Raw genomic sequence first — 26172 nt, 5'->3', positions numbered from 1 at the left:
TGTAACAGCCAGAATGACTCATGCGGGGGTTTTACTTTGCCCTATCCGTCAGTCGTTAAGAAATAGCGGCCCAGTATGCTCGCGGTTTGGGCTTGCTGTCGCTCTGATCCAGCGCATATAACATAACCAGCAGCGATTCCGAGTCGCATGCCAGCTCGCCGGTACTCAAATATTTGCCGAGATCGAACGGCAGCTTCTCCATGACGGCATGTTTTTGCAGCTCTCGTTCACGCAATCCCAATGAGGCAAAATCGCCCGATATCGTATCCGGTTGATCAGACAGCTTGCGCACCCATTCTCCCCACTCCGGCTTTTCCATGGTCCGCTCCCACCAGGTTTTGCGGGGCTTATAATGATGATTGAGGAAATAATCGTATTTCATCAGTCCCAGCACAACGTCAAGACGCAGCTCGGCCCCGTCTCTTAAAACGCCGTTGCGCCTTAGCGTTTCTCCATCCATTCCCGCAGCCAGACTATTCAAATAGTCCCAGAGCCTTGAGAATAAATCTTCAAGCTGGTGTCCGATTCTGGACCAGTCCCGGCTCTCCCAATAATCGCCGAACAGCTGGAAAAAATCAAACGGTGAAGCAAACACATGATCGACCAGATAAAGCAGCGTATGATCCAATCTATGGCTATTCCAATATTTTTCCAATACATCCTCAACGCGCTTGATTCGCACAATATCGGCAAACGGCATCAGCTCGTTGCCCAACATCTCGTATGGCGCGCGATCCATATAGATGTAGCCCCATTTTTCAGCTTGAAGCCGCAGGCCCGTACCTCGCAGCATCTTCAAAAACCCAAGCTGAAGCTCCTCTGGACGAAGCTCGAATACATCATTAAAGGTACCCCGAAACGTATCATAATTTTCCAGCGGCAAACCGGCAATCAAATCCAGATGCTGATCAATTTTGCCGGACTCCTTCACCTTGGTAACCGTCCTCACCAGCTTGGACCAATTTTGACGCCGCTGCACGGCCAGATTGGTTGGATCATTGGTGGATTGAACGCCAATTTCAAAGCGGAATATACCGGGAGGCGCATGCTCCGCCAAATAATCAAGCACCTCGGGACGCATAATATCCGCCGTTATTTCGAACTGAAAAACGCAGCCCCCGTGGTTTTCGATCAAAAACTGAAACATTTCCAGCGCATAGTCCCTTTTGATATTAAAGGTGCGATCCACAAATTTAATCAGCTTGGCTCCTTGATCAATCAAATACAAGATATCGTCCTTCGTTCGCTGGATATCAAAATAACGGACGCCAACCTCGATGCTTGAGAGGCAAAACTGGCAGCTGAACGGGCAGCCCCTGCTCGTCTCAAAATAAACGACGCGTTTGCCCAAATGCGGCAAATCCTCCGCAAAACGGTGCGGCGAAGGCAGCTCATTCAAATTAAGCTTGGGCCGGGGCGGATTAATGATGATTTCCGCGCCCTCCGCGCGTTGCTTTCGGTAAGCAAGGCCAAACACCATATGAAACTTGGAGTCTCCCTCCAATTCCTGAAGCAGATGGTGGAAGGTCTCTTCCCCTTCCCCGGCCACAATAAAATCTACATCAACAAGCCGCTCCATCCACTGTTGGATATCATAGCTGACCTCTGGCCCGCCCAGCACGATCTTTAGCTCCGGCTTAATTTTGCGCAACATGTTGACGACAGTAATGGTCTCTTCAATATTCCAGATGTAACAGGAAAATCCGATGACATCGGGTTCCTTAGCGAACAAATCCGACACAATATTCATCGCCGGGTCTTTAATGGTATATTCTGCAATTTCGATATCAAAGTCATGCTCGCTATAGGCCTTCAAGCAGCGCAAAGCAAGCGAAGTATGGATGTATTTGGCGTTTAACGTCGACAGGACAACTTTCATAAAAGATTCTCCCCGCTTTTGCATTTTGTATAGCGAGCATATTATATACCAATAACCCAAGATGGACAAATCATTCCGGCCATGCACCAAAAAACGACGCCAGCTTAAAAGCAGACGCCGCATATTATTACATGCAATGGAAAGCCATATTCGCCGCCGGCCATGACGCTAGTCATGACCCGTAATGGGAAGCGGACTTTTTGAGCAACCTCATTCAAATAAAAGCTCAAAAAGTCCGGTTCCCAGTACCAAGAAGATGGCTTGAAGCTAGAAATCGAGGACCGGAGCGTAGTGGGAGCTACGTGAGGACCGGAGATTTCGGCTGAAAGCCATATTCAACGCCGGCCATGACGCTAGTCATGACCCGTAATGGGAAGCGGACTTTTTGAGCAACCTCATTCAAATAAAAGCTCAAAAAGTCCGGTTCCCAGTACCAAGAAGATGGCTTGAAGCTAGAAATCGAGGACCGGAGCGTAGTGGGAGCTACGTGAGGACCGGAGATTTCGGCTGAAAGCCATATTCAACGCCGGCCATGACGCTAGTCATGACCCGTAATGGGAAGCGGACTTTTTGAGCAACCTCATTCAAATAAAAGCTCAAAAAGTCCGGTTCCCAGTACCAAGAAGATGGCTTGAAGCTAGAAATCGAGGACCGGAGCGTAGTGGGACCTACGTGAGGACCGGAGATTTCGGCTGAACGACATATTCAACGCCGGCCATGACGCTAGTCATGACCCGTAATGGGAAGCGGACTTTTTGAGCAACCTCATTCAAATAAAAGCTCAAAAAGTCCGGTTCCCAGTACCAAGAAGATGGCTTGAAGCTAGAAACTGAGTAGCGGAGCGTAGTGGAAGCTACGTGAGCAACGGAAGTTTCGGCTGAAAGCCATATTCGACGCCGGCCATGACGCTAGTCATGACCCGTAATGGGAAGCGGACTTTTTGAGCAACCTCTCTAGAATCTTGTTTTTAGGTACATTTGGTCTTGCAACTGCATGTCTATAACGGAATGGCGAAGCCTCCACTTGCCTGCTTCGATTTGAGAGACTTCATTCGTCGCAAAGCCACGAGGCTTAAAGCTGTAATCGCGAACAAAGTCGATTGCCACCTGGATGCGCTCCTTCGGCAGCATGCGATGCAGCTCGTGACCCAGATTAATGCTCCATAGACGAAGCTCGACTTCGGCGGCAGAGCCATTGTAAATATAGAATCGGGGATCAATCGTTGCGCTCAGCACAAGCCAGCCTTCCCCGTCGCGTTTGGCCTCCCAATTCGAAAATTCAGCTCTGCCATAATTCGTTGACGCATATCCGAACTCATCTTTCAAAAGCTTTTCAATGGTAGAAAGCGGTGCATCTGCCAAAGTTGCCGGGAGCCGCGGCTCCAGAAAGGCGGCGTCTTTAATCAATGTTTCCGTGACCGTATCATAAAGAATGGATGCATGAAGAACGGATACCGCAAAATTCAGCTGCGCTTGCGTATTACCGATGCCGCTTGTCGTTATGCCTACCAAATTCCCGTAGGCGTCAAACAATGCGCCGCCTGAGCTGCCATGGTCGATAGGCGTATTGATTTGCAAATAGCGAACGCCTTCTTCATAACGCGTATTGCTGACAATGCCTTCTGAGATCGTATTTTGCAGACCCTGCGGACTGCCTATTGCATAAATCTTGCTGCCTTTGGAGGGCGTTGAATAATTCAGGCTTACATAATTAAGGTCAATAGGGTCTTCTGTAGTAATGATGGCCAAATCGGTTTGTTCATCCCAGGCAACAATGCCTTTAATTTTGATTTCATCAGAATAAATAGAATAAGCCGTCGCCGATGTTGCGTCCTCAATAACATGGTAGTTGGTCAAAATGAGATGATCGCTGATCACAACGCCGCTTCCTTGAGCATTGTTGGTCATAATCATGACGACGCTTTCGTCGAACATCGACGCAATTTCTTCCCCTGTCATCACTACGTCAGCTGTCTGGTCGATCCATTCGGTTTCGTCATCCGTCTCTTCTTCCTCGGCCATGGAGAAATCCCACGTCTGCAGTTTAACTGCGTTTTTTGCCGCATCCCAGCTAACATCAATAAAAAGCTTCTCCGCGATAAAACGGACAGGAATGTAGACGACGCCATTTTTAACGGCAGGGGCTGCCGGAGCCTGCAGAGTTGCGCCATTAACAATGGCTTTTGTCCCTCCAACCGAAATAGATACCGTTACATCCAAGTCGCGGATAATGATTGTTCCGCTCTTCGTCTCGTAAACAGAAGTAACGCCCAATACATCTAGCACATCTTTCATTGGCGCCATAACGATACCGTTTTCCTTATAAATGGGAGCCGACAGCTGAATGCTCTGATTATCCACCAAAAGCTGAATGCTTTGCTGCTGCGCCGTTGCTGCTGAAGCAACGTTTCCCAGGGCAGGCGCAAGAGGACTTAGCAGCAAGCCCGCTGCCAGCACCGTGCTTACAGCAGCCTTATTCCAATTTCCTGTAGTCATTGTATCTCTAACCGCCTCTCCTTCATTTTCCAACTCTATCATTACCAATTTATCCTATCATTCCGGCTCTATTATTGTCTATCTGATCTTTCCATATCTCTGTAACAAAAAAACCTCTATGTGTTCACCTAAAAAAGGTGTTTACATAGAGGCTGTGACAAAAGCTTCAACATAGCATTACGCCAATGGTTTTACCATTACTGTGTAAAGCGTTCCGCTAACAGGCAGCTTGCCGTCCTCGCGATAGCCCTGCCTTTGATAGAGGGAAGCGGCCTTTTCATTATTAGGCTCTACAATTAGAGAAAGGCGCTTGCAGCCGCTTAACTTGCCCCGGCGCTCAAAAGCAGCCAAAAGTCCTTTGGCAACTCCTTGTCCTCTATAATGTTCTGCAACTGCCACCGAATCCAGATAAAAATCGCCTGGCGAGCATTCTGCAACTAGCTGCTCCGCAGCCTGCGAGCCATACAACTCTTGCAGTCTTTTCTTGATAGGTTCATCCAGCCTTTCGGCATCGGAGCCGGAATAACAAATCAGCATGCCTGCGATGCGGCCGTCCCTGCGATCAACCAGCATATTGGAGTAGCTGAGGCGGTTGTTATCCTTAGCGATCCAGTCCCGCAATGCGGCTTCAGTCTCTTCCTGATTTGTCGACCCGGACAACGTATAGGCAATCGAGCCGATAGCCGACAACAGCATGGGAAGAAGCTCGTCCGCATCCTGCGGACGAGCCTCGCCAATGATTCCTGTCATAAGAATGTTCCTATTCAGCCGGCGGCGTAAAGCTGCGGCCTGCAAATTCGGCATCCAGCATATAAAACGCGTTGCTGTCCTTCTCAATACGCTTCAGCTTGTTGATAATGCTGTCGAACAAAGCTTCTTCCTCAACCTGCTCGTCAATGAACCATTTCAGGAAGTTGATTGTTGCATGCTCGCGTTCGTTCAGTGCGATATCGGACAGATCATAGAAACGTTTTGTATTTTGCTGCTCATGCTTGTAGCCCTGCTGGAATGCATCCAGCATGGAGGAGTATTCGTTGTTTGGCTCAGGCAGCGCGTCAAGCGTGGCGCGGCGTCCCCGGTCATTCAAAAATTTGTATATTTTCATCGCATGGAATCGCTCTTCCTCTGCTTGCACAATAAAGAAGTTGGCGAATCCGTCCAGGCTGTCGCCGGAGCAATAGGCCGCCATGGCCAGATAAACGTGAGCAGAGTAAAATTCAAAGTTCATTTGATCGTTTAACGCTTTTGCCAGATTATCATTCATGGAAGGCACCTCGCTTATGTGTTATATTGCCATCTTATCACAAAAACAAGAGACGGCAAAAGCCCGCCTCTTGTGCTCACTTGCATTAGGGTACGACTTACATGCTATTTGACCTTAATCCATTCTTTTTTTCAGCTTTTTGAGCACAGCCTGATGCGAGGCCGCGCTGATATAATCCGAACCCACCATAATCAGGCATTGGCTTCTGCAGGTTTTACATTTTCCCAAACAATCCTTCTTTTTACGCTTAAGCTCCGGATAATCCTTCTTTAGCGCCTTGTTAAGCTGTTTGGACCCGTTATCCCAGTTCCGTCTGCACAACTTGACCTTCTCCGGTTTTTTTCCCATTTATTCAGGAAGCCGCCTTCAACAGCTCGACGCCTTTTTGCAGCTGCGTATCTTCACGGATCAGCTTTTCCCGCAGCAATTCGGTTAGCCGGTAACCCGTTTTGTCATTAAACTCTCCTGTTGCGTCCAATCCTTCATCGCTCTGGAACTTCTTCAGCGCGGCTTTGGTTTCTTCGTCGAACAGTCCCTTTAGCCCTGTCTCCTCATAACCCAATGCCTGAAGCATGGCTTGCAGCGCCGATACGTCGTCGCCGTAGCTGCCGATTGCAAGCTTTGCTCCCAGCGGCAGCGGACGAAGCGTGGCGAAGGCCGGCAGTTCAACCTTGTAATCCGGCGTAACGCCCTGCTTGTTGATCCAGGCGCCGCCCGGCGTTTTCCATTGCGCCTCCGTCAGAATCAATACGGAACCGTCCGGGTAAGAGAAAAACTGCTGGACTACGCCTTTGCCAAAGGTTTGTTTGCCAACGATTTTGAACCCCGCTGATTCCTGCAGCGCCGATGACAGCACCTCGCTTGCGCTGGCGGAGTATTCATTGACCAGTACAACGACGGGAAGCTTCCATTCCTCCTTCTGGTTGGATACCAGGCTGACGGTGCGGCGTTCCTCTTTATATACGATATCCAATATTTTTTTGCCCTTCGGAATCATGACGCTGGCTATTTCCTGCGTCGAATCCAGCAGTCCCCCGGGGTTGGAACGCAAATCCAGGAGCAAGGACTTGAGCTCTCCGCTTTCCTTCAGCTTCGCCAGCTCCTCCTTGAATTCAACAGCGGTATTTTGGCCAAAACGGGTTATGGTCACATGGCCTATCCCGTTTTCCAGCATTTCCGAGGTTACAGTATGGATAGGAATGGCAGCGCGTTTCAGCGTCATTTCAATCGGCTCGCTTCCGCTGCCGCGTAAAATAGTTAACGTTACGGCTTCTCCTTCTTCCCCTCTGATGAGGCCTAGCAGATCCTGCAGCGATTTCCCCTGAAGCTCCACGCTGTCAACGCCGCTGATAATATCGCCAGGCAGCAGGCCGCCCCGTTCGGCAGGGGTGTCCTTGAAAACAGATTGAATAATGAAGAGGTTTTCCTCCTGGCGGATCTCTGCGCCTATGCCGTATACCTGGCCTTCATAGGATTCTGTATATTGCTCTCCCTTTTCTCCCGCCAAATATTGCGAATAAGGGTCCTCCAGCGAAGCGGTCATGCCTTGAGCCGCCCCGTTAATGAGCTGAGTTGGAGTAGCGCCGTCCAAATAATCGTTCAAAATGCGATTGTAGGCATTGCTCAGCTGCTTGAACTCCGGTTCTTTTGTAATGGGGTATCGGGCCCCGCCGAATAACATCCCCAAAACAAAACCTGCCAGCAGCAGTACAACGGCCCCGATAGCGTACCATACGCCGGAGGGCTGCTTTCGAATTTGCGCATCATTGATGTTCATGTCATGATCTCCTTGTATGAAAGCTGAATTTTCGCTACAATCAACCTATTCACCGCACGCACAGCTACAGAGAAACTGCTTTATGCATGGGAGAGGAGCTTTTCCGCAGTATGTACAAGTTGATTGCAATTGATGTAGACGACACTCTGCTGAGGGATGATTTGACCGTAAGCGAAGGCACCAAAAAGGCCATGGAAGCCGCGATCGCAAAAGGGGTGACGGTTACGCTGGCTACCGGGCGCATGTTCGCTTCAGCGCAAAAAATTGCCAAGCAGATTGAACTTAATGTACCTATTATTACTTACCAGGGCGCTCTCGTCAAAACACTGCTCGACGGCCAGGTTTTATATGAGCGCAACGTGCCGACGGACGCAGCGGCCGAGCTGTATGACTACTGCCTGAAGCATGGCCTCCATTTGCAAGTGTACGTCAACGACGTGTTGTATGGAACCGAGGATAACGATAAAATTAAAGCCTATTCCGCCTTGTCCAAAATCCCTTACAGGATTCAGGAGGACTATAGCGCATTAATTACGCAGCCGCTGAACAAGCTGCTTATCATTGACCAGCCTGAGCGGCTGGACCAGATCGCGCTGGAGCTGCAGCCGCTAATCGGCGATCGGGTGCATATGACCAAATCAAAAGCTCATTATTTGGAGTTTATGCATAAGGAAGGCACAAAAGGCCATGCCCTGCAATTTATGGCAGAGCATTTGGGCTGCTCCATGGATGAAACCATCGCCATCGGCGATGCATGGAACGACCGCGAAATGATTCAAGCCGCCGGCTTGGGCGTTGCGATGGCAAATAGCGTCGACAGCTTGAAGGAGCTGGCGGACTACGTGACCTTATCCAATAACGAGGACGGCGTAAGACACGTTATCGAAAAATTCGTGCTGCCCGAGAATTAAGAAAAAAATTAAAGAAAACCAGCCCTGCGGAGAAATGCCGCAGGGCTGATTTGTGCAAAGGAGGAAAAAATATGAATCCTGGCAATTGTCCGCTATGCGGCGGGAATAACCATTGCGCAGCCGAAAAGCTGACCCCAGGAGAAGAGACGGCAAGCCTGGATTGCTGGTGCTTCCACGCTTCAATACCAAAAGAGCTGCTTGCCCGCATCCCTGCGGAGCAGCGGGGCAAAGCCTGCGTATGCGGCAGCTGCGTCCAAAGCTTTCTAGACGGGGATAATGCCCCCCAATAGAACCCACTTAGTCTCGTTTCGCACAATGGCCACAGCCTGCAGCCTACAGCCTGACAACGGCAGGCTCGGGTGCCGATACCGTCTCTCGCTTGTCTCCCGAAGGCATCATAATAATGGTATCGCAGATTGCTTCGGCATCCTCGCGGTCATGGGTCACCAGGATGGAGGTTATGCCCGTCTGGCGCAGCAATTGCTTTAATTCCCTCCGAATGCTGGCCTTTAGGTCGGCATCCAAATTGCTGAACGGTTCGTCCAGTAGCAGCAATCGGGGCCGTGGAGCCAGCGCGCGGGCAAAGGCGGCACGCTGCTGCTGTCCTCCGCTCAGCTCGTGCGGATAACGTTTGGCGAAATCCTCCAGCCTAACCATCCCCAGCATCTCCCCCACTACTTTGCGGCGTTCAGGTCTGCTCATGCCGCGCAGGCCAAAAGCGACATTCTGTCCCACCGTCATATGGGGAAACAGCGCATAATCCTGAAACACCAGTCCAACTCCCCGGCGTTCCGGCTGGACAAAGACGCTGCCGCCCGCCATTAACGTGCCGCCAATGGCAATCCTTCCGTCCAGCGGAGCGTCCAGGCCAGCGAGCAGCCGCAGCAGCGTGCTTTTCCCGCTGCCGCTAGGACCAAGCAAGCCGGCGGTTTGTCCTTTTTCAAGACTTAATGAAAACCCGTTAAATACATTATCGCGACCTCCGCCATAGGCATACCGCAAGCCGCTAACCTCTACATACGCCATCTAGCTCTTCCTCCTTCCCAGCCAATGGTAGAGACAAACGGACCCTATCCCCAATGCAATAATCAAAAGTGAAGGAAGCGCCGCTTGATGAATTTGCTCGTCGCTGGCATATTGATACGCTTTTGTCGCCAGCGTGTCGAAGTTAAAGGGACGCAGCAGAAGCGTTAGCGGAAGCTCCTTGACCACCTCTAGAAAAACCATAATGCCCCCTGCCAGCACGGCTCCTTTCACAAGCGGCAAGTCCACCTTAAAAAAAGTCGCCGTCATGCCGTTGCCCATTGTTCTTGAGGCTTCGCTGTATTTGTTGCCGATCCGGTCGAAGCCTGAATCCATCGCATTGTACCCAACCGCGAGAAAGCGAATGCTATAGGCAAACACTACCATTACAAGCGACATGCTGAGCACCAGCTTGTTGTGGCCAAGCCCCAGTGCGGCATAAACGCCGGCCAACCTTTTATCCACGGACAAAAAAACGGCCAATACGCCGATGGACAATACAGCGCCTGGAATGGAATAACCCATCGACAGAAGCCTGCCGACAGTTAAGGAAAGCGGACTTCTCCATTGGCGGTTCACATTGCTCGCAACAACGGCAAAAAACATAGTAATAACGACAGTAAAGCAGGATACAAGCAGCGTATTGGACAACATGCCGACAAATTTTTCATTCCAGACGTCCTCAAACGTCCACCATGCCCAAATCAGAAGCTGGACAACCGGTAAAAAAAATGACAGCAGAGCTATAAAGCTGCTAAAAATAACTGCAAGCCAGGCCACAGGCCCTTTGAGTTTTCGCCGCGTAAGCGGCACGCTCCGATTAGCGGGAATATGATATCGCTTGCGCCTTCTCAGCAGCCGCTCGATAACAAAAATACCGATAATCAAAGCCATAAGAGACGCGGCAAGCCGGAGCGCGGAATCAATATCGTACATCCCGAACCAGGTTTTGAAAATAGCCGCCGTAAACGTCTGAAGCCCAAAATGCTTAGAAACGCCGTAATCGTTCAGCACCTCAAAAGCGACCAGGCTGGCTCCCCCGACGACAGCCCCCGTTGACAACGGCAATGCTACGCGAAAAAAAACCGATAACGGATTCCTTCCAAGCAAACGTGCGCTCTCAACAAAGGATGCGCTATGCTTTTCCAGAAAGGAACGCACCATCAAATAGACATATGGAAACAGGAACAAGGAAAAAATGATGATTGCGCCTTTCATCGACATCACGTCAAAATAGTTCTGATTAACGGCTACCCCCATCTCCCTGAGCCAGGTTTGAACACTCCCTGTATAACTCAGCATAGAGCTGTACGTGTAAGCAGCGATATAAGGCGGTATCGCAAGCGGAAGCAGAAAAACAAAACTAAAAAAACGGCGCAGCGGGTAGTCGTAGGCAACGGTTAGCCATGCCAGCACAATCCCGGCAAGGGAAGCCAGCACGACGGTTCCGCCAGTCAAAAGCAGCGATTCCAGAGCATAATCCAGCAGCATGTATTCGGTGATGTGCGCCCAGTTTTCACCCGGCTTGCCTAATAAACCCGCCAAAATGTAAAGTGACGGAAGCAGGGCCAATACGGCCCCGATTCCGCTAATTACGCTCCAAGCGCCGAATCTTTGTTTCCATCTGCGCAGAAGCAATGTCTTCATCTCTTATTTCCAGCCGCTTCTGTTCAGCAGCTCTGTTGCCGCCTTGTTGTTAACTCCGAGCTGGGCATATTGAATGTCTTGCGTCTTGAACTGGCCCCATTCCTTCAATAGCTGCGGAAGCTCTGCTGCCGGATTGACCGGAAATTCAAAGCTGCCGTTTGTCAGCATTTCCTGGCCTTCCTTGCTAGTCATATATTCCGCCAGCTTAAGCGCATTTTCCTTGTTTTTGGCGTGAGCGGCAAGGCCGATGCCGCTAATATTGAGGTGAGTGCCTGTCGTTTCCTGATTCGGGAAAAAGACGCCGATATTTTCCGCCACCTTCACTTCTTCCGCATCCTTGGAATGAAGCATCTGGCCGACGTAATAGGTATTCATAATCGCTACATCCGCAATGCCAGCCGCAAGCGCTTTTGCCTGGTCGCGGTCTCCGCCTTCGGGATCGCGGGCGAAGTTGGCGACAATGCCTTTTGCCCATTCTTCCGTCTTGGCTTCTCCGTTTAATTCAATAAAAGAAGCAATAAGCGACTGATTATACATATTCGTGGAGGAACGCGCCACTACCTTGCCCTTCCACTGTGGTTCAGCCAATGCCTCATAGGTTGATAGCTGCTCCGGCTTAACACGATCCTTTGCATACACAATAACGCGCGCTCGGGAGGCCAGCGCTACCCAGTTGTTATCCTTGTCACGGAATTTCTCCGGCACATTGGAGAAAAGAGTCTCCGATTCGATTGGCTGAAGCACGCCGCTTTCTTTTGCATAGTTCAGAACCCCGCCATCCACTGTAATGAAAAGATCTGCTTCCGAGCTTTCTCCTTCACGCTTCATGCGCTCCACAAGCTCTTCCGCTGTTCCTTTAATCTCATTCACAGTAATACCGGTTTCTTTCTCGAACTGATCGAACATGGCGAAGTCGATATCATAATGCCGGGCCGTAAACACATTAACAACCCCGCTCTTTTCCGGCTTCGCCGTCGCTTCGGCGGAAGCACTCGGCGAGGCGCCGTTAGTCCCGCTGTTATTTTCACCCTTGGTCCCGCCATTTGTACCGCCGCAGCCTGTTACGATGACCGCTGCGGACAAAAAGGTCAAAACCCCCGCTACTATCTTGTTCCTCATTTCAAGTCCCTCTCATTTCTCTCTTCTTTTTTTGATAATGAATATCATTACCGAATATTGTATCCAACAAAAATGAGAAAACACTGTGAAAATGAAAAAAAATTATAGCGGAATAAAAAGCCGTGCCGTTGTTCCCTGCCCCAGCTTGCTGTCAAGGGTCAAGCGGCAGCCGCTGCTTTCGGCAAGGCGTTTGGCGATTGGCAAGCCCAGGCCGTATCCCGACTTGCCGCTGCGCGCCTTGTCCGCTCGGTAGAAGCGGTCCCAGACATGGGGCAAATCCTCATCCGAAATACCGATGCCTTCGTCAGTAATAGCGATAATAGCTTCACTGAAGGCAATAGAGCCTGCAACTTGTATGGTTCGGCTTTTCCCTGAATATTTGACCGCATTGTCCAGCAAAATGTTAAGAATTTGCTCCAGATGAGCTTCGTTAACCGCAGCCTCCAAGCCTTCAACCCGCTCCGCGGATACCTGGATATGAAACTCGGGATGTACAACGGCTGTCCGCCAAACCGCCGATTGAATCATCCCTGCAAGATTGTTGCACGGCACAACATTTCCAAGCGTTCCATCGGGCGTCTCTGCGCGGGATAGCAGAAGAAGCTCCTCGACCAGCCTTTTGAGACGCAGCAGTTCCTCCGTTGAGCTCTGAAGCGACTGGTTCAGAACCTCAGCATCATTTTTCCCCCAACGCTGCAACATATGAAGGTGGCCCTCCATAATGGCAATAGGCGTGCGCAGCTCATGGGAAGCATCCTCCACAAATCGCTTTTGCTGTCGAAAAGACTGCTCCACCTGATCCATCATATCGTTAAACATCATTTTGAGCGCAGCTACATCGTCCCTTGCACCCTCCAAGGGCATTCTTTCTTGTAAGCCTTTTTGTTTGACACGGCTGATTGTTTCGTTCATCACTCTCAGCGGATTAATGAGAATACGGGCAAGCAGCCGGCCTCCTATCACACTGAGCATAAGCGCAATGGCGCCGCAAGCCAGCATGATTCGGTTTAAGATGCTGATCAACCGGTTGATGTCCCCCATGCTTCGAACCATTTCAACGGTGCCTTTAAACTGAAAAACGGTTAATGGGCTCGCCATAACAAGCATGCCGTCTTTAACGCTTGCAGACTGGTTCCCTTCTGCTCGGCTTGCCCCGGAAATCCATGATTGCGGCATATTGTCAGCTACTGTTACGATGGGTTCTCCCTCATCACTCCATATGCGGATCATGCCGTTGCGAACATTAGCCTTGTCAAGATGAGCCTGAATCGCGGAATAATGCTCCGGCTTCATCGTGATTTCCTTCGCAAGAAGCACATTCAGCAGCTCTTTCATGTCATGTTCAATGCGTTCTTCCTCCTGATTAACCATCCATTTCTCGACAAACCAGAATTGCGCTAAACTGCTTGCGGCGAACAAAAGAAATAACAGCAGCGAGGACCAAAGCGTCAGCTTCCAGCGTATAGGAAGTGCGGCGTAGCCGTTGCGAAGTCTGTTCATTTGCGCATCACATATCCAATCCCGCGCACAGCCTGAATCAAGCTAGGATTATCCTTGGCATCAATTTTGTTCCTCAAGTAACGAACATATACATCTACTACGTTGGTATCAACTGCTGCTTCAAACCCCCATACGGTATCCAGCAGTGTTTCCCTGGACAACACCCGATTCACATTTTTCATAAGCGCCTCCAGCAAGGCAAACTCCCGCTTGGTCAGCTCCACCGGATTTCCGCCTTTTGTGACTAGCCGTGAATCAGGATTTAACAGCAAATCCCCACAAGCATAGGTTATGTGTCCCCCCGCCTCTACAGCCTCCTGCCTGCGAAAGATAACTCGAATTCTTGCCAAAAGCTCTTCAATTGCAAATGGCTTGGGCAAATAATCATCCGCTCCGCTATCCAGGCCGGATACACGATCATGAATACTATCTCGCGCCGTAATCATCATAACCGGCGTTTGCTTCATGGTACGAATCTCTCGGCAAATTTCCAGCCCGCCTCTTTCGGGAAGCATCAAATCAAGCAGCACAAGATCCCACTCCCCCGCCATCGCCAGCTCAAGTCCAGTTTGCCCATTGCCCGTGACAAAAGCATAAAAACCTTCGTGTCTCAATTCGAGCTCCAAAAATCGGGCCATATTGATTTCATCTTCTATTATTAATATCCGCTTCAAGGAAGTTCCTCCTAAACAAGCAGCTGCCTGTTATCCAAAATCGTTATTCTCATTTTAATGATAAGCATTCTCACCGTCAAATGGAAAAGACGCGTAAAAAAGCCATAGCCTGAGATGAACTCTCCTGCCATGGCCTCTATTCAAGATGGATATGCCGTTTAATCATCAGGATACCGCTTTATTACCCTGTTTTTTGCAATTGCCGTTATCGCAGTTTTTATAATAGCCCATAAAATCAAGCCGATGGTCCAGCACCTTAAAGCCATACTCCCGCTCCACGCGTTCCTCCAGCTCCGTCAGCCAATCATCTTTAATTTCCTCAAGCGAGCCGCATTTCTGGCAAATGAGGTGATGGTGCATATGCTCATGCTCCTCGCCCCGCAGATCATAACGGGCAACGCCGTCGCCAAAGTTCATTTTGGCTACGATTTGAAGCTCCGCCAGCAGCTCAAGCGTCCGGTAAACGGTTGCCAGTCCGATTTCCGGAAATTTTTCCTTTACAAGCATGAATACATCTTCGGCGCTCAAATGCTCTTTTTCGTTTTCCAGCAGCACTCTAACGATGATTTCCCGCTGCGTTGTCAGCTTGGAACCATTTTCCATCAGACTGCGTTTTATTTTGTCGATTTCGGCAGATACATTCATACACCAAACCCCCTTGATGCTGGCAGCACTATATGTGAAGGCAACATATTAGAATCATTCTAATCTAATGGTATGTCATTTTCGCTCATAAATCAACAGGAGACATCAAAATAGATAAACCTCTTTGACATTATTTCCACATTCATCCTGCACATGCATGAGCCAACCTTACACCTTATTCGTCCTTATGCCTCCATTTTCCTCCTTTTGCTTGAAGGGCCGCAGTGAGGTTTTTCACACTAAACGGTTGAGGATTGCTCGTATACTTTGTGGAAAATGCTGCTTTTGTCCAGCATTATCAGTATTGTTCACTGTTCACATGCCGAAATGTTCATGGATGAAGCAATGTTTCACTAAAAAAGAAAGAGTTCGCATGTTACTATCAAAAATATTGAAAGCGTTTTCTGTAACGCGTTTCAAAAATACTAAAGGAGGGTCGGCGACACGTTAGCATCCAAGTGAACAACTATATAAAAGAGGAGAGGTTAGATGAAAGCCGAACGTTGGAAGAAAATAAAAAAGAGTATAAGAAAGCCGCTGCTGCTTTTGTTTGCAGCCAGCTTGATGACCAGCTTGTTCCCGCCAGCCCCCCCTGCAATCGCAGCGGATAACGAACCGGAAGGCTTAATTGCCTACTATCCGCTGAATAGCGTTTATCAGTATAAAAACAAGCTGAACGAAACACAGCTATTAAGCGGCAGCGATCCCGTCTGGCGCGCTGACTATGTTTCACTGATTAATCCAGGCAATGCCAACAATGGACATATCGCGGGCACAAACCCCGGAGCGGCTGTGACGGGCAAGGAAATTTCATTTTCCCTAAACGCCAAGCTTAATAAAACACAGACTAGAGCCGTAACCTCTGCCAATACCCTTTTATCTTTTGGCACAAATGAAAATAACAACATCACGCTGCGTCCATATTACAGCAATGGTACAGCCGCCGTTGTGCTCAGACGCAACGGAAGCGATGCAGCAGTAGCGTCCTTCCCTGCCCCTGCCGCAGATATGTGGCATAACTACACCATTTCGGTGGACGGTACCGCAAATACAGGCAAGCTTATTGTCTGGGTGGATGGCGAAAAAGCTGCTGAGGTGTCCTCCAATGGAATAGGAGCCGATCAAATCGGCAATGGGCATTTCCGGCTTAACCGTACTATTAACACTTTTGCCAATCTGGATTCGCATTACCGGGATGTCCGTCTTTTTAACAAAGCCGTGGACGGTAATGCAGCCACCTTGTTTGCCAATGAAATTCGCAGCTTCGCCTGGAATGATTTGGTCCATTCAACCGGACTATCGGACGGCATGGAGGTGCGCGGCAATTTGGCCTTGATGAAGGACCCCAACCTTACCTGGACGTCCAGCAACAACAGTGTCATCAATGCCGCAACAGGCGCCGTAACAAGACCTTCCTCTACCGAGGAAGTAACCTTGACGCTCAACTGGTTCAACTTTTCAACAAGCTATACGGTTATCGTTCCTCCTCCTGATGCTTGGGATTTGCTAATCGCCAACTTTAATTTTGATGATTCCACGACTGGACTTCAAGGCAATGGCGCCAAAGCGGTTGTCCAGGGCACTGCAAGCTACAGCGATTCTATTGATGGCAACGGCAAAGCTGCCAATCTCAGCAGCAGCTTCTGGCTGAACGTAACCAAAACCGATGGAACGCCTCTTCTGGCAGGACTAGACGAAATCACTATTTCTTATGATAGCAAATCCAATGCCGATCCGGGCTGGGCCTTCTTTGCCGCTACAAATACAACCGCCCAAACCTATAACAACGAACGCTACCTGGGCATACTCGATCAGCCGGGCAAAATTGTCGTTGAGCGCTATAACAATACGAACTCCAGGCCGCAAAGCGCAGAAACGGCGAGCAGCAACGCCTGGAAGCATATCGACGTTGTGGTGTCGGCCACCGATACAAAGCTTTATGTCAATAATCAACTTAAGGCCACTGTTGCAAGCAATCACGCCTTGTCCAGCATTGTCTCCCAATCGGGAGGTATACTGCAGCTTGGCAAAGGCAACTGGGGCGGAGGCGAATACTTCAACGGCCTCATCGACAATGTACAGATATTTAATAAAGCATTGTCACTGGAAGAGCTTACCGATTTCAGACTGACGAATATCATGCCGACCATTTCACCGGCAGCCGGACAGATTTATACACCGGTTACCATTACTCACCCGACAGGCATCGATTACATTTATTACACAACCGACGGCAGCGATCCAACATTATCCAGCACGAAATATACGGGTCCTTTTTCTGTGTCGGATGGAACCGTTGTCAAGGCGGCCACTATTGCTCCAAATGGCAAGAGCAGCTCCGTCAGAACGGTTGAATATTATGGCAGCCAGTGGGCAGCCACGGCGCTTGCTTTCAGGCTGCAGGGAGAATCAACGGTCAATAATGCCAAAATCTCATGGCCAATCATTGCCGGAACCGATTATTACGAGGTATACCGTGACAATGTTATGATCGACAGAGTACGCGGCGATGTTGCGGACGACTATGGGCTGGATACAGACGCTACCTATGTCTACCGTGTCAAAGCTATTCGCGGAGGCAAAGCCATAGCAGAAGCAACAACAAACGCTATTGAGACATTTACTTACGATCCATCCGCTGTCACACGGGTCAAGAACAACTACACGGGCGAAGATGATTTAACGGCAGGTCAGCCGTATGGCGTAGAGGTAGGCGGCACTTGGTACCATTATAAATACAAGGCTGCACGCAACGACAACACGGGCATTGTCACCACCGGCATTTACGAGTTAACAAGTAACGACGGCATTCAATACGGCAATGAACGGCTGCTGGAATCGTTTCAGGATATGCGCGTGGAGATGGAAGGCTACCGTTTGAATCCCTCCACTGGAAAAATCGTGTTTATGGCTCATGAGGAAGCAAGCAGCGGCTATAACAGAGGCGCCGTTTTTCTGGGCTCCATGACACCGGGCGGCAATGATTTCGAGGATACCTTCCGTGGGCAGCCGCTTGGTCATGATTCCCGCGATATGTCGATATTTGTTGATGATGACAACACGGCTTATCTCGTTTTTGCAACAAACACCAACAGTGATTTGGCGATTGTGAAGCTAAATTCAAGCTGGACCGAGCCAGTCGAGCTTGTAAATACTATTTTCAAGGGCAAACACAAGGAATCACCCATTATTATCAAACATGAAGGGCGTTATTATTTCTTTGGCTCCACGGCAAGCGGCTGGTATCCAAGTCAGGCAGAATACGCTTCCGCCGATACATTAGGAGGAGAATGGACTCCTTTGCGGCAAATCGCGAATAGCGCAACCTTTGCTACACAGGCAAATGGCGTATTAAGCTACGCTGGAACGAATAACAATAAGGCCTTTGTATTAAATGGCTTTCACTGGGGCAATCAGCATCATGCGGGCTTCCAGGATCCAATGGGCACGTATGCCCGCTTGTTCCCGCTGGTCTTCCATAATGGAATAGCGGCCGCCGAGTGGTTCCCGCAGCTTGATCTTGATCCTGTGCGCGGTCTAATCCCAGTTCAGTCGGGACAATACATTTCACTTAACAAAAATGCTTCCGATTCCCAAGGATTAAACGCTTCCGCGGCAACGGACGGCGCCGATCTGGCTTCCTCTCCACAGCTGAATCATGCCAACTTGCCGTATAGCGTTGTTATTGACCTTGAGCAATCTTCCCAGCTTCAAGAAATCAACTTTACAACAAGACTGGTAGGCGGCTCCGACACCGTTTTCCGCTACACGTTGTCTGGCAGCCAGGATAATCAAAACTGGACTCAACTGGTCGACGGCTCTCAAAACAACGTGCTTGGATTTGTTACGAATCCAATTAGCAGCGACTCGCCGTTCCGTTACGTTCGCCTGACTGTAACCTCAATCAAAAATGTTCATAACGGAAATGACGCGGTTTGGGCCGATGGTCTAATCGAGCTTGCTGTATTCGGTACGCCGGATGTGAACAAAACAGCGCTCGAAGCTAAATACAACGAAAAGAAAGATACGGTCAAAGGCAATTATACGGAATCCACCTGGAACAAAATCGTTACGGCACTTAACAATGCCGAAGCTGTGCTGGCCAGCCAGTCCGCTTCTCAATGGACAGTGGACCGCGCTGCACTGCAAATCGACGAAGCCTTCAGGTGGGCGCTGACTATCAATGAAGACAAAATTGTAGATTACACTGAAGCTGGCGTACCTGTGGGAGAAACCTGGTACGACACGGAAGGCAACGCCATTCAAGCACACGGGGGCGGCTTCCTTCAGCAAACCGCGTCAGACGGCAAACCGATTTATTATTGGGTAGGCGAAAATAAAATCCATAATAGTGCCGTCTTCCACGCCGTTTCACTTTATTCCTCGCGCGATCTGGTCAACTGGATTAATGAAGGCGACATCGTGGATCAATTTACCCAAACGGTGCCCGGAGCAGAATTTGGCCTGCTGGATAATAAATGGGAACGTCCTAAGCTGCTTTACAACGAAAAAACTCAAAAATACGTGCTTTACGGCCACTGGGAAACGGCAAACAGCTATGCAAGCAGCCAAATTGCGGTTGCTACCGCCGATCAGGTTAACGGGCCATATACATTCCTGGGCCACTGGCGTCCAGGCGGCACGCTGCGCAACTGGAGGAGCGACGGCGGAAACTACATGGATTCCGAGTTTTACAAAACGAGCGGAGTCAAAACAACCATTCCTTCAGACATCCAAAACGATGAAAAGCAAATGGGCAAGCTGCTCAGAGACTACACCGTGTTTATGGATGACGACGGGAAAGCTTATCTGGTCAATGCGGAAGGCCACTCCATGAGGGTGCACCGCTTGAATGAGGAGTTTACCGATGTCGACTTTACCACTTATGCCGACAGCGATCCTGCAACAAAAGCAGCCGATTTTGAATCCTATCTGTTCTACGATCATGTCGGCCGTGAAGCCCCTGCAATTGTCCGTGCGGAAAATGGCTATTATATGGCCACCTCCGGACAATCGGGCTGGTTCCCGAACCAAACGATGATCAGCTATACAACCGATCTGAAAAATCCAAACGGCTGGACGCCTGTTAAGGACAACAACCTCCTTATCCCTGGCTTTACGCTTGGAAATAACAGTACGTTCTATAGCCAGCCGACCAATATTATGAGACTGGTTGACAGCAACGGCAACAAAAGCTTTGTCTATATGGGCGACAGATGGCGCGCAAGTCAGCTATCCGATTCTCGTTATATCTGGCTTCCGATGACCCTAGACGAACCTAACCAAACCGCTTCCATGACATACACCACTGGATGGAAGCTCAACGCCGAAGACGGAAGTGTGCAATTACCGCAATCATACTTGGTTTCTCGCGGCAAGACAGCAGCTATAACTAACAATGATCAAACGGAAATTGCTAAAACAAATGACGGCATTGCCTACAGCTTAAGTACAACAGGTGATTCCACCCATTATTTTGGCGGACTTGTTGGACCGTACCAATATACGGTTGATTTGGGCGATAAGTACGATCTGTCCCGAATCGATGTGGCATACCGGTTGTACAACGGGTCAGAAATGTACCATAAATATAAGATTTATGCTTCCAATGACGGCCAAAACTGGACTCAGCTATATGATGGAACCGCAAACAATTGGGTCGGCTTTAATTCCAGCAAGCTCGATGGTCGTTACCGTTACGTAAAACTGGACGTCTTAGAAGTTCGCCGTGCGGACAACAATGCTTTGAGCAACGGCTGGGGAAGCGGTCTTGTTGAGGTTGAGGTATATGCCAAATCAGCAGAGCCTTATGTACTGACGCCTCCAACAACCGATTCTAATGCTGGCACATACGACTATCCCAAAAAAGTGAAGCTTTCACATCTAGTAGACGGAGCAGCAATTTATTACACGCTGGATGGAAGCGAGCCTTCCGATGTACCAAGCGATACAAACAGGCTTTATACCGGCCCTATCTCTCTGCCAATAGGTGAAACGACGATCAAAGCGCTCGCGGTTGTAGATGGCGAATCCAGCCAAGTCATTGAAGTGCCCTTTGTTGTTGTCCTAGATTTAACGGTTCTGAGCAATGCAATTGACAACGCGCAAGCCATTCACGATGCAGCAGTTGAAGGCGTCTTGATCGGGCAATATGCGGAAGGCTCCAAAGCCATGCTGCAAACCGCCATTGATAGCGCCAAAGCTCTGCTGGTGGAGGATACGCCGGAGCTGTCTAGCATTGAAGCAGCGCTTCTCCACTTGCTTGATGCGGTCCAGGCATTCAAAGCTCTGGTTGTTCTCCCTCCTAAAGGCGACTTGAATGGAGACGGACATCTGGGCGCCGAGGATTTGCATTTGCTAATCTCCACCTACTATGGAAAAAGCGAAGCAAACTCCGAATGGGAGCTGTACAAAATTGCCGATTGGAACGGTGACGGCGTAATCGATATCGAAGATTTACGCGGTATAGCCAAGCATATTCGGAACGAAGCTCAAAATGAAGAGCAAGGCGAAGAACAAATTGAAGAAACCGTCAAAGAGCAAAACGATGAGCAAAATGAAGAAACCAGCAATGAGCAAAACGAGGATCATAATCAAGAACAAAACGAGCTTCAACATGAAACCCCTGTCCAATAATAATACGAACACAATGAATGCCAGAACTTAAGTAATATCAGACGGCCAGCAACACTACATGATCCAGCAATCCTACATGATCCAGCAACCCTACATGATCCAGCAACCCTACATGATCCAGCAATCCTACATGAGGCCGGGTTATAACCCGGCCCAGTTCCAAAGGAAAGGAAGAAGAAATTTTGAAAAACAAATGGCTAACCATCGCTTTAGCGCTGCTTCTACTGCTTCCGGCGTTGCCCCAGACGCTGCAAGCCGCGGCTGATCCGGCATTTTACGTCCATGCATCAAAAACGGCAATGAATGTTGGCGACCAGGTCGATTTGGTCATCGGAGCGCAAAACGCCGATGATTGGGTTGCTTATGAGCTTAATGTTACGTTTGACCCGAAATTATGGACGGTTACCGGGAGCACTTATGTAACAGACTTAAACGGCTTCAGCTCAATCGTAAATCCCGAGCTGCTGAGCAGCGGACAACTCCGGGCCGCATTTACTAAAATCGGCAATGACGGAGGCGCAAATGGAGCCATAGTTCTGGCCAAGGTCAAGCTTACTGCGCTTGCGGCCGGGACGGGAACCATAACGCTGAACAGAATCAAGATCGGACAATCCAACGATAGCTGGACGGTCTTTACCCCTGGACAACAAGCAAATGTCGCGCTAACCAATACCGTCGCATCGACACAGCCGCCTCTCATAACCGGCGAAACTAATCCAAAGCCTGATAACGGAACAGAGCCTGTCATTACAAGCACTGCCATTCAACTGCGAGCCAAACCAAATGAGAGCGGACTGGCTTCGCTGAAGCTTACTTCGGCCCATTTGCAAAATGCGGTTGATGTGATGACCGGCAATACTCTGTCTGTTGTTATGAAACCCGACTCAGGAGTTAAAACCATCGAGCTGAGCATCCCGCTTGACATCATCCAAAAGGCTGGTGCGGAAAAGGTTCGTAAGGTCGCTATCGACAGCGGAAGCTCCACAATCCTGCTGGACAGAAGCTTGCTCACGCAAGGCAATCCAGGCAATCTCCAGCTGTCTGTGTCCGAGGTAGACCAATCCACTCTTCCGGCTGCTGCACAGGAAAAGCTGAAGCCAGGCACTAAAGTGTACGACATGGATGTCAAGCTGGACGGCCGTTCCATCGGTTCTTTTAAAAAGGGAGAAGTAACAATAGAAATTCCATATACGCTGCAGCCAGGCGAAAACCCGGGCAAAGTCGTTCTTTATTATGTCAATGAAAAAGGCAAGCTCGAAGTGATTAAAAACGCCGTATACAGTGTGGAAACGGGCACGCTGAAGCTTAGCCCAACCTATTTGAAGCCAAACTTTCCGGCTTATTCCGACAAATCGTTCACCGATTTGAACGAAGCGGCATGGGCGAAGCCTTACATTGAGGCGCTGGCTGCCAGAGAAGCTGTTAACGGCGTTGGCAATGACCTGTTTAATCCTAACGGTCAAGTGACGCGCGCCCAATTCATTACAATGCTCGTCAATTTGTTTGATCTGGCCGATCCAACAGCTGCTGCATCCTTCACTGATGCTAAAAGCGGCGCATGGTATTACAGCGCCATTGCATCGGCTCAAAAATTAGGGATTGTTAACGGCAATGGCAATGGCACATTCGGCATTAATGATACCATTAGCAGGCAGGATATGGCGGTTATGCTTTATCGGGCCGCCCAGGCAATGGAGCTTGAATGGAGCAAACCTGCAACCGCTGCAAGCCAGTTTGCGGATCAAGGCAGCATTGCAGATTATGCATTGGAAGCTGTAAGCGAGCTGCAGCGCCACGGCGCAATGAATGGCAAAGAAAACGACTTATTCGCCCCTCGCGATAAGTCTACCCGAGCGCAAGCGGCGGCGACGCTTTTCCGCATATTTGGGCTTCCGGAATAAAAAGAACTCTATTGCAGTCCTCCAGAATGAACAAACGGGCAGCGCTTTTGTACGATCTATCGAACAAAACGGCGCTCGTCGAAGCTGATCACAGTGCTTTTGTACGATTCATCGTACAAAACAGCGCACACTGAAGCTGATCGTAGCGATTTTGTATGATTCATCGTACAAAACGGCGCACACTGAAGCTGATCGTAGCGATTTTGTACGATCCATCGTACAAAACAGCGACCGCTGAAGCTGATCGTAGCGATTTTGTATGATTCATCGTACAAAACGACGTTCGACCATGCTGATTACAGCGCTTTTGTACGATCCATCGTACAAAACAGCGAACGCCGATGCTGATCACAGTGCTTTTGTACGATTCATCGTACAAAACAGCGCACACTGAAGCTGATCATAGCGATTTTGTACGATCCATCGTACAAAACAGCGACCGTTGAAGCTGATCGTAGCGATTTTGTATGATTCATCGTACAAAACAGCGCACACTGAAGCTGATCATAGCGATTTTGTACGATCCATCGTACAAAACAGCGACCGCTGAAGCTTATCGTAGCGATTTTGTATGATTCATCGTACAAAACGGCGCACGCCATAGCTGGTCACAGTACTTTTGTACGATCCATCGTACAAATCTCCCATGACTGTCGGCGAATACCATCCATAAAATGAGGGAACTGCGCTGCTTTCGCAAAAAAAGAAACCTTCAAATCCACTTTCCTGACATGCTCCCCGTCAAGTTGACAGGGAGCATATCAATCCTAGCGGATTTGAAGGTTCTTTTGCATTTTCATCATCTAATGCGCTTGAACAGCGGTGCTTGATCTAGATAGCTTAGCTGCAAACGATTGGGTTCAAAAAAGAATAGCGGCGAAACGTTTCGCGAAAAGTTAGGCGAAATACTAGAGTTTATTTAGCTGCCGTTACCGACTGGTACCATTCATTAACTTCCTTCGTAATTTGATCGCCGCCGTTTGCTTTCCAGTTGGATACAAATGTGTCGAAGGCATCAATCGGAAGTTTGTTGTAAATGATTTTGTTAAACGTCTCCAGCTCGGATTGGCGCAGAAGACTCCACTTTGTAATCATGGTTTCGGTTGCGGCTCCCGTAAAGTAGTTTTGCTTGCGCACGTCCATTTGAGACATAACCACTTTGGCGGAATACCAGTTTTCCGGCTTGCGGAACTCGGCTTGCTGCTTCTCGTAAGGCGTCGATGGCTCTTCGCCGTCAGCCAGCTTCACCAGCGTTTTCATATACAGATCAGGAATACGCGCAGGTCCCGTAATAAACGGAAATTCATTGTTGAAGTCAGCGATTTTGTCTTTGTTGTTTGTTGGCGTGCCGTCAACAATATCCCAGTCATAGCCTTGGGCAAAGCCGTATTCGTACGGGCTTCCTTCAGCCGGGTTAGCCAGATTGTCGAGCAGATAGTTGTAATACAGGAAAATGGCTTCCGGATTTTTGGCTTCCTTGTTGATCATAAAGCTGCTGTTGACGCCGGAATTTTGCCATTTGGTTCCTGCATGGCCGTCTGGTCCTACCGGTACCGGATAAGCCTTGTAGTTGGAGCCCGGCACGTTGTTCAGCAGGTCCGGAGCAGGCCAGTCCGGCACCCAGTTGGCGCCTGGCAATACGCCGGCTTTGCCGCTGGTCCAGATTTCAGCCGATTTGCCTTCATCCCAAAGCGCGGCATCGGGGTGAATGTAGCCTTTGTTCATCCATTCCTGCAGCTTGGCGAGCGCTTGCTTGGCGCCTGGATTAATGGAGCCGTATTCCAGATTGCCGTCGGCATCCTTGTTCCACTGCTCCTCGATGGTGCCATACGCGCCAAACAGCCAATCCAGCGAACCCATCCATGTGTTTGTATTGTTTTTCAGCGAGACGGCTAGAGGATATACGTCCTTGGCAGCCAAGCCGTCCGGATTTTCGTTTTTGAATTTGTCCATGATAACTTCAAGATCGGCGATTGTTTTTGGCGCTTCAAGGTTAAGCTTCTGCATCCAATCCTCGCGCAGCCACAGGATCGTGTCGTCATTGTCTGTATATTCCATGATTGGCACGTTCCACTTTTTGCCGTCCTTCGTGAAGGGATACCAGAGCTCGGGATGCTGCTCCGCATGTCCCTTCCAAATGTCGTTCGCATATTTGTCGAACAGCTCGTCAACCGGAATGAACTGGCCGGATTCGATCAGCTGGTTTGTAAGAACAGGGTCTGTCGGCACAAAAACAAAGTCGGGCAGCTTTTCGCCGGAGGACAGGGCAAGCTGCAGCTTTTGCTTATAAGGGTCGTTGCCTGCAGGATACCAGGTATCCTTATGCTTGATGCCAAGCGTCTCCAGCATCCAGCGGTCATGCACATTGTTTTCCTTTGTGTCGCCGTTCGTGTATTTTTTCGGCATAATAACGGTGCTGATTTCAATCGGCGGATCATATTTGCCGGCGGCAAACGCTGCTTTTGCCACGTCCGATTCTACTACAGGCTCCGTTGTGCTGCCGGAACCATTGTCCTTGCCTGCGTTGTTGCCGTTGCCGCTGCTGCAAGCGCTTAAAACGATAACCAGCGAAAGCAAAAGCGCAAACGTTTTTCTGAAAGTAGCCATTGCGATTCCCCTTTGTAGTGAAGTATAGAGCTGATTAGCGCGTTCAGGTCAATTGCTTTACCGAACGGCCTCATAAACAACTTTATCAACATGG

17 protein-coding genes are annotated in these 26172 nt (G+C 49.4%); 4 read left to right on the top strand and 13 right to left on the bottom strand.

Translation table 11 applies throughout. From position 1 onward, the window contains the following. Positions 1 to 55: 55 nt before the first annotated feature. From A7K91_RS09670 to A7K91_RS09645, 6 genes are all read right to left on the bottom strand, one after another. Positions 56 to 1879, bottom strand: coding sequence for a B12-binding domain-containing radical SAM protein (locus A7K91_RS09670; protein ID WP_068682066.1), 1824 nt, complete (start codon positions 1877 to 1879; stop codon positions 56 to 58). Between the two features lie 953 nt (positions 1880 to 2832). Next, positions 2833 to 4416 (bottom strand): trypsin-like peptidase domain-containing protein, encoded by a 1584-nt coding sequence (locus A7K91_RS09665; RefSeq protein ID WP_068682064.1) that lies wholly within the window; start codon positions 4414 to 4416, stop codon positions 2833 to 2835. A gap of 135 nt (positions 4417 to 4551) precedes the next feature. Then, entirely contained in the window at positions 4552 to 5124 is a 573-nt protein-coding gene (locus tag A7K91_RS09660; protein WP_169833390.1) for a GNAT family N-acetyltransferase, read from the bottom strand. A 10-nt stretch (positions 5125 to 5134) separates the two neighbouring features. Beyond that, the gene (locus tag A7K91_RS09655) at positions 5135 to 5638 is read right to left on the bottom strand and encodes a ferritin (RefSeq protein ID WP_068682062.1); all 504 of its coding nucleotides are present in this window, start codon (positions 5636 to 5638) and stop codon (positions 5135 to 5137) included. A 114-nt stretch (positions 5639 to 5752) separates the two neighbouring features. After that, positions 5753 to 5986, bottom strand: a complete 234-nt coding sequence (locus A7K91_RS09650) for a DUF1450 domain-containing protein (RefSeq protein WP_068682060.1) — start codon at positions 5984 to 5986, stop codon at positions 5753 to 5755. Between the two features lie 4 nt (positions 5987 to 5990). Next, entirely contained in the window at positions 5991 to 7415 is a 1425-nt protein-coding gene (locus tag A7K91_RS09645; RefSeq protein WP_068682059.1) for a S41 family peptidase, read from the bottom strand. Between the two features lie 110 nt (positions 7416 to 7525). Between A7K91_RS09645 and A7K91_RS09640 the strand changes: the two genes are divergently transcribed. Continuing rightward, positions 7526 to 8326, top strand: coding sequence for a Cof-type HAD-IIB family hydrolase (locus A7K91_RS09640; RefSeq protein WP_068682058.1), 801 nt, complete (start codon positions 7526 to 7528; stop codon positions 8324 to 8326). 71 nt (positions 8327 to 8397) lie between these two features. Continuing rightward, entirely contained in the window at positions 8398 to 8616 is a 219-nt protein-coding gene (locus tag A7K91_RS09635; protein WP_068682057.1) for a cysteine-rich CWC family protein, read from the top strand. 43 nt (positions 8617 to 8659) lie between these two features. On the opposite strand, the gene A7K91_RS09630 is transcribed toward A7K91_RS09635, so the two are convergent. From A7K91_RS09630 to fur, 6 genes are all read right to left on the bottom strand, one after another. After that, positions 8660 to 9352: an ABC transporter ATP-binding protein gene (locus tag A7K91_RS09630; RefSeq protein WP_068682056.1), complete on the bottom strand. Its 693-nt coding sequence runs from the start codon at positions 9350 to 9352 to the stop codon at positions 8660 to 8662. Next, a complete protein-coding gene (locus tag A7K91_RS09625; RefSeq protein WP_068682055.1) occupies positions 9353 to 10996 on the bottom strand; it encodes an ABC transporter permease in 1644 nt (547 codons plus the stop codon). Positions 10997 to 10999: 3 nt separating this feature from the next. Beyond that, positions 11000 to 12115 carry a Fe(3+) ABC transporter substrate-binding protein gene (locus tag A7K91_RS09620; RefSeq protein WP_068682054.1) on the bottom strand — a complete coding sequence of 372 codons (1116 nt, stop codon included), beginning with the start codon at positions 12113 to 12115 and terminating at the stop codon, positions 11000 to 11002. A gap of 102 nt (positions 12116 to 12217) precedes the next feature. Further along, positions 12218 to 13615, bottom strand: coding sequence for a HAMP domain-containing sensor histidine kinase (locus A7K91_RS09615; RefSeq protein WP_068682053.1), 1398 nt, complete (start codon positions 13613 to 13615; stop codon positions 12218 to 12220). Continuing rightward, a complete protein-coding gene (locus A7K91_RS09610) occupies positions 13612 to 14289 on the bottom strand; it encodes a response regulator transcription factor (RefSeq protein ID WP_068682051.1) in 678 nt (225 codons plus the stop codon). The genes A7K91_RS09615 and A7K91_RS09610 overlap by 4 nt, the downstream gene beginning before the upstream one ends. A gap of 165 nt (positions 14290 to 14454) precedes the next feature. Next, positions 14455 to 14934: a ferric iron uptake transcriptional regulator gene (gene fur / locus A7K91_RS09605; RefSeq protein ID WP_068682048.1), complete on the bottom strand. Its 480-nt coding sequence runs from the start codon at positions 14932 to 14934 to the stop codon at positions 14455 to 14457. Positions 14935 to 15423: 489 nt separating this feature from the next. Between fur and A7K91_RS09600 the strand changes: the two genes are divergently transcribed. Both A7K91_RS09600 and A7K91_RS09595 read left to right on the top strand, forming a co-directional pair. Continuing rightward, entirely contained in the window at positions 15424 to 21570 is a 6147-nt protein-coding gene (locus A7K91_RS09600) for a chitobiase/beta-hexosaminidase C-terminal domain-containing protein (RefSeq protein WP_068682047.1), read from the top strand. Between the two features lie 182 nt (positions 21571 to 21752). Further along, positions 21753 to 23471: an S-layer homology domain-containing protein gene (locus A7K91_RS09595; RefSeq protein WP_068682045.1), complete on the top strand. Its 1719-nt coding sequence runs from the start codon at positions 21753 to 21755 to the stop codon at positions 23469 to 23471. Positions 23472 to 24386: 915 nt separating this feature from the next. On the opposite strand, the gene A7K91_RS09590 is transcribed toward A7K91_RS09595, so the two are convergent. Next, positions 24387 to 26078: a type 2 periplasmic-binding domain-containing protein gene (locus A7K91_RS09590; RefSeq protein WP_068682043.1), complete on the bottom strand. Its 1692-nt coding sequence runs from the start codon at positions 26076 to 26078 to the stop codon at positions 24387 to 24389. Between the last annotated feature and the right edge of the window lie 94 nt (positions 26079 to 26172).

The sequence above is a fragment of the Paenibacillus oryzae genome, from assembly GCF_001675045.1.
Taxonomy (GTDB): Bacteria; Bacillota; Bacilli; order Paenibacillales; family Paenibacillaceae; genus Pristimantibacillus; species Pristimantibacillus oryzae.
Note: the sequence above shows the minus strand (reverse complement) of the source record. Positions and strands in the feature narration are given on the sequence as shown.

Coding starts and splice junctions, on each gene's coding strand:
- A7K91_RS09670 (WP_068682066.1), bottom strand. CDS start 1,879: ATGAAAGTTGTCCTGTCGACGTTAAACGCCAAATACATCCATACTTCG.
- A7K91_RS09665 (WP_068682064.1), bottom strand. CDS start 4,416: ATGATAGAGTTGGAAAATGAAGGAGAGGCGGTTAGAGATACAATGACT.
- A7K91_RS09660 (WP_169833390.1), bottom strand. CDS start 5,124: ATGACAGGAATCATTGGCGAGGCTCGTCCGCAGGATGCGGACGAGCTT.
- A7K91_RS09655 (WP_068682062.1), bottom strand. CDS start 5,638: ATGAATGATAATCTGGCAAAAGCGTTAAACGATCAAATGAACTTTGAA.
- A7K91_RS09650 (WP_068682060.1), bottom strand. CDS start 5,986: ATGGGAAAAAAACCGGAGAAGGTCAAGTTGTGCAGACGGAACTGGGAT.
- A7K91_RS09645 (WP_068682059.1), bottom strand. CDS start 7,415: ATGAACATCAATGATGCGCAAATTCGAAAGCAGCCCTCCGGCGTATGG.
- A7K91_RS09640 (WP_068682058.1), top strand. CDS start 7,526: ATGTACAAGTTGATTGCAATTGATGTAGACGACACTCTGCTGAGGGAT.
- A7K91_RS09635 (WP_068682057.1), top strand. CDS start 8,398: ATGAATCCTGGCAATTGTCCGCTATGCGGCGGGAATAACCATTGCGCA.
- A7K91_RS09630 (WP_068682056.1), bottom strand. CDS start 9,352: ATGGCGTATGTAGAGGTTAGCGGCTTGCGGTATGCCTATGGCGGAGGT.
- A7K91_RS09625 (WP_068682055.1), bottom strand. CDS start 10,996: ATGAAGACATTGCTTCTGCGCAGATGGAAACAAAGATTCGGCGCTTGG.
- A7K91_RS09620 (WP_068682054.1), bottom strand. CDS start 12,115: ATGAGGAACAAGATAGTAGCGGGGGTTTTGACCTTTTTGTCCGCAGCG.
- A7K91_RS09615 (WP_068682053.1), bottom strand. CDS start 13,615: ATGAACAGACTTCGCAACGGCTACGCCGCACTTCCTATACGCTGGAAG.
- fur (WP_068682048.1), bottom strand. CDS start 14,934: ATGAATGTATCTGCCGAAATCGACAAAATAAAACGCAGTCTGATGGAA.
- A7K91_RS09600 (WP_068682047.1), top strand. CDS start 15,424: ATGAAAGCCGAACGTTGGAAGAAAATAAAAAAGAGTATAAGAAAGCCG.
- A7K91_RS09590 (WP_068682043.1), bottom strand. CDS start 26,078: ATGGCTACTTTCAGAAAAACGTTTGCGCTTTTGCTTTCGCTGGTTATC.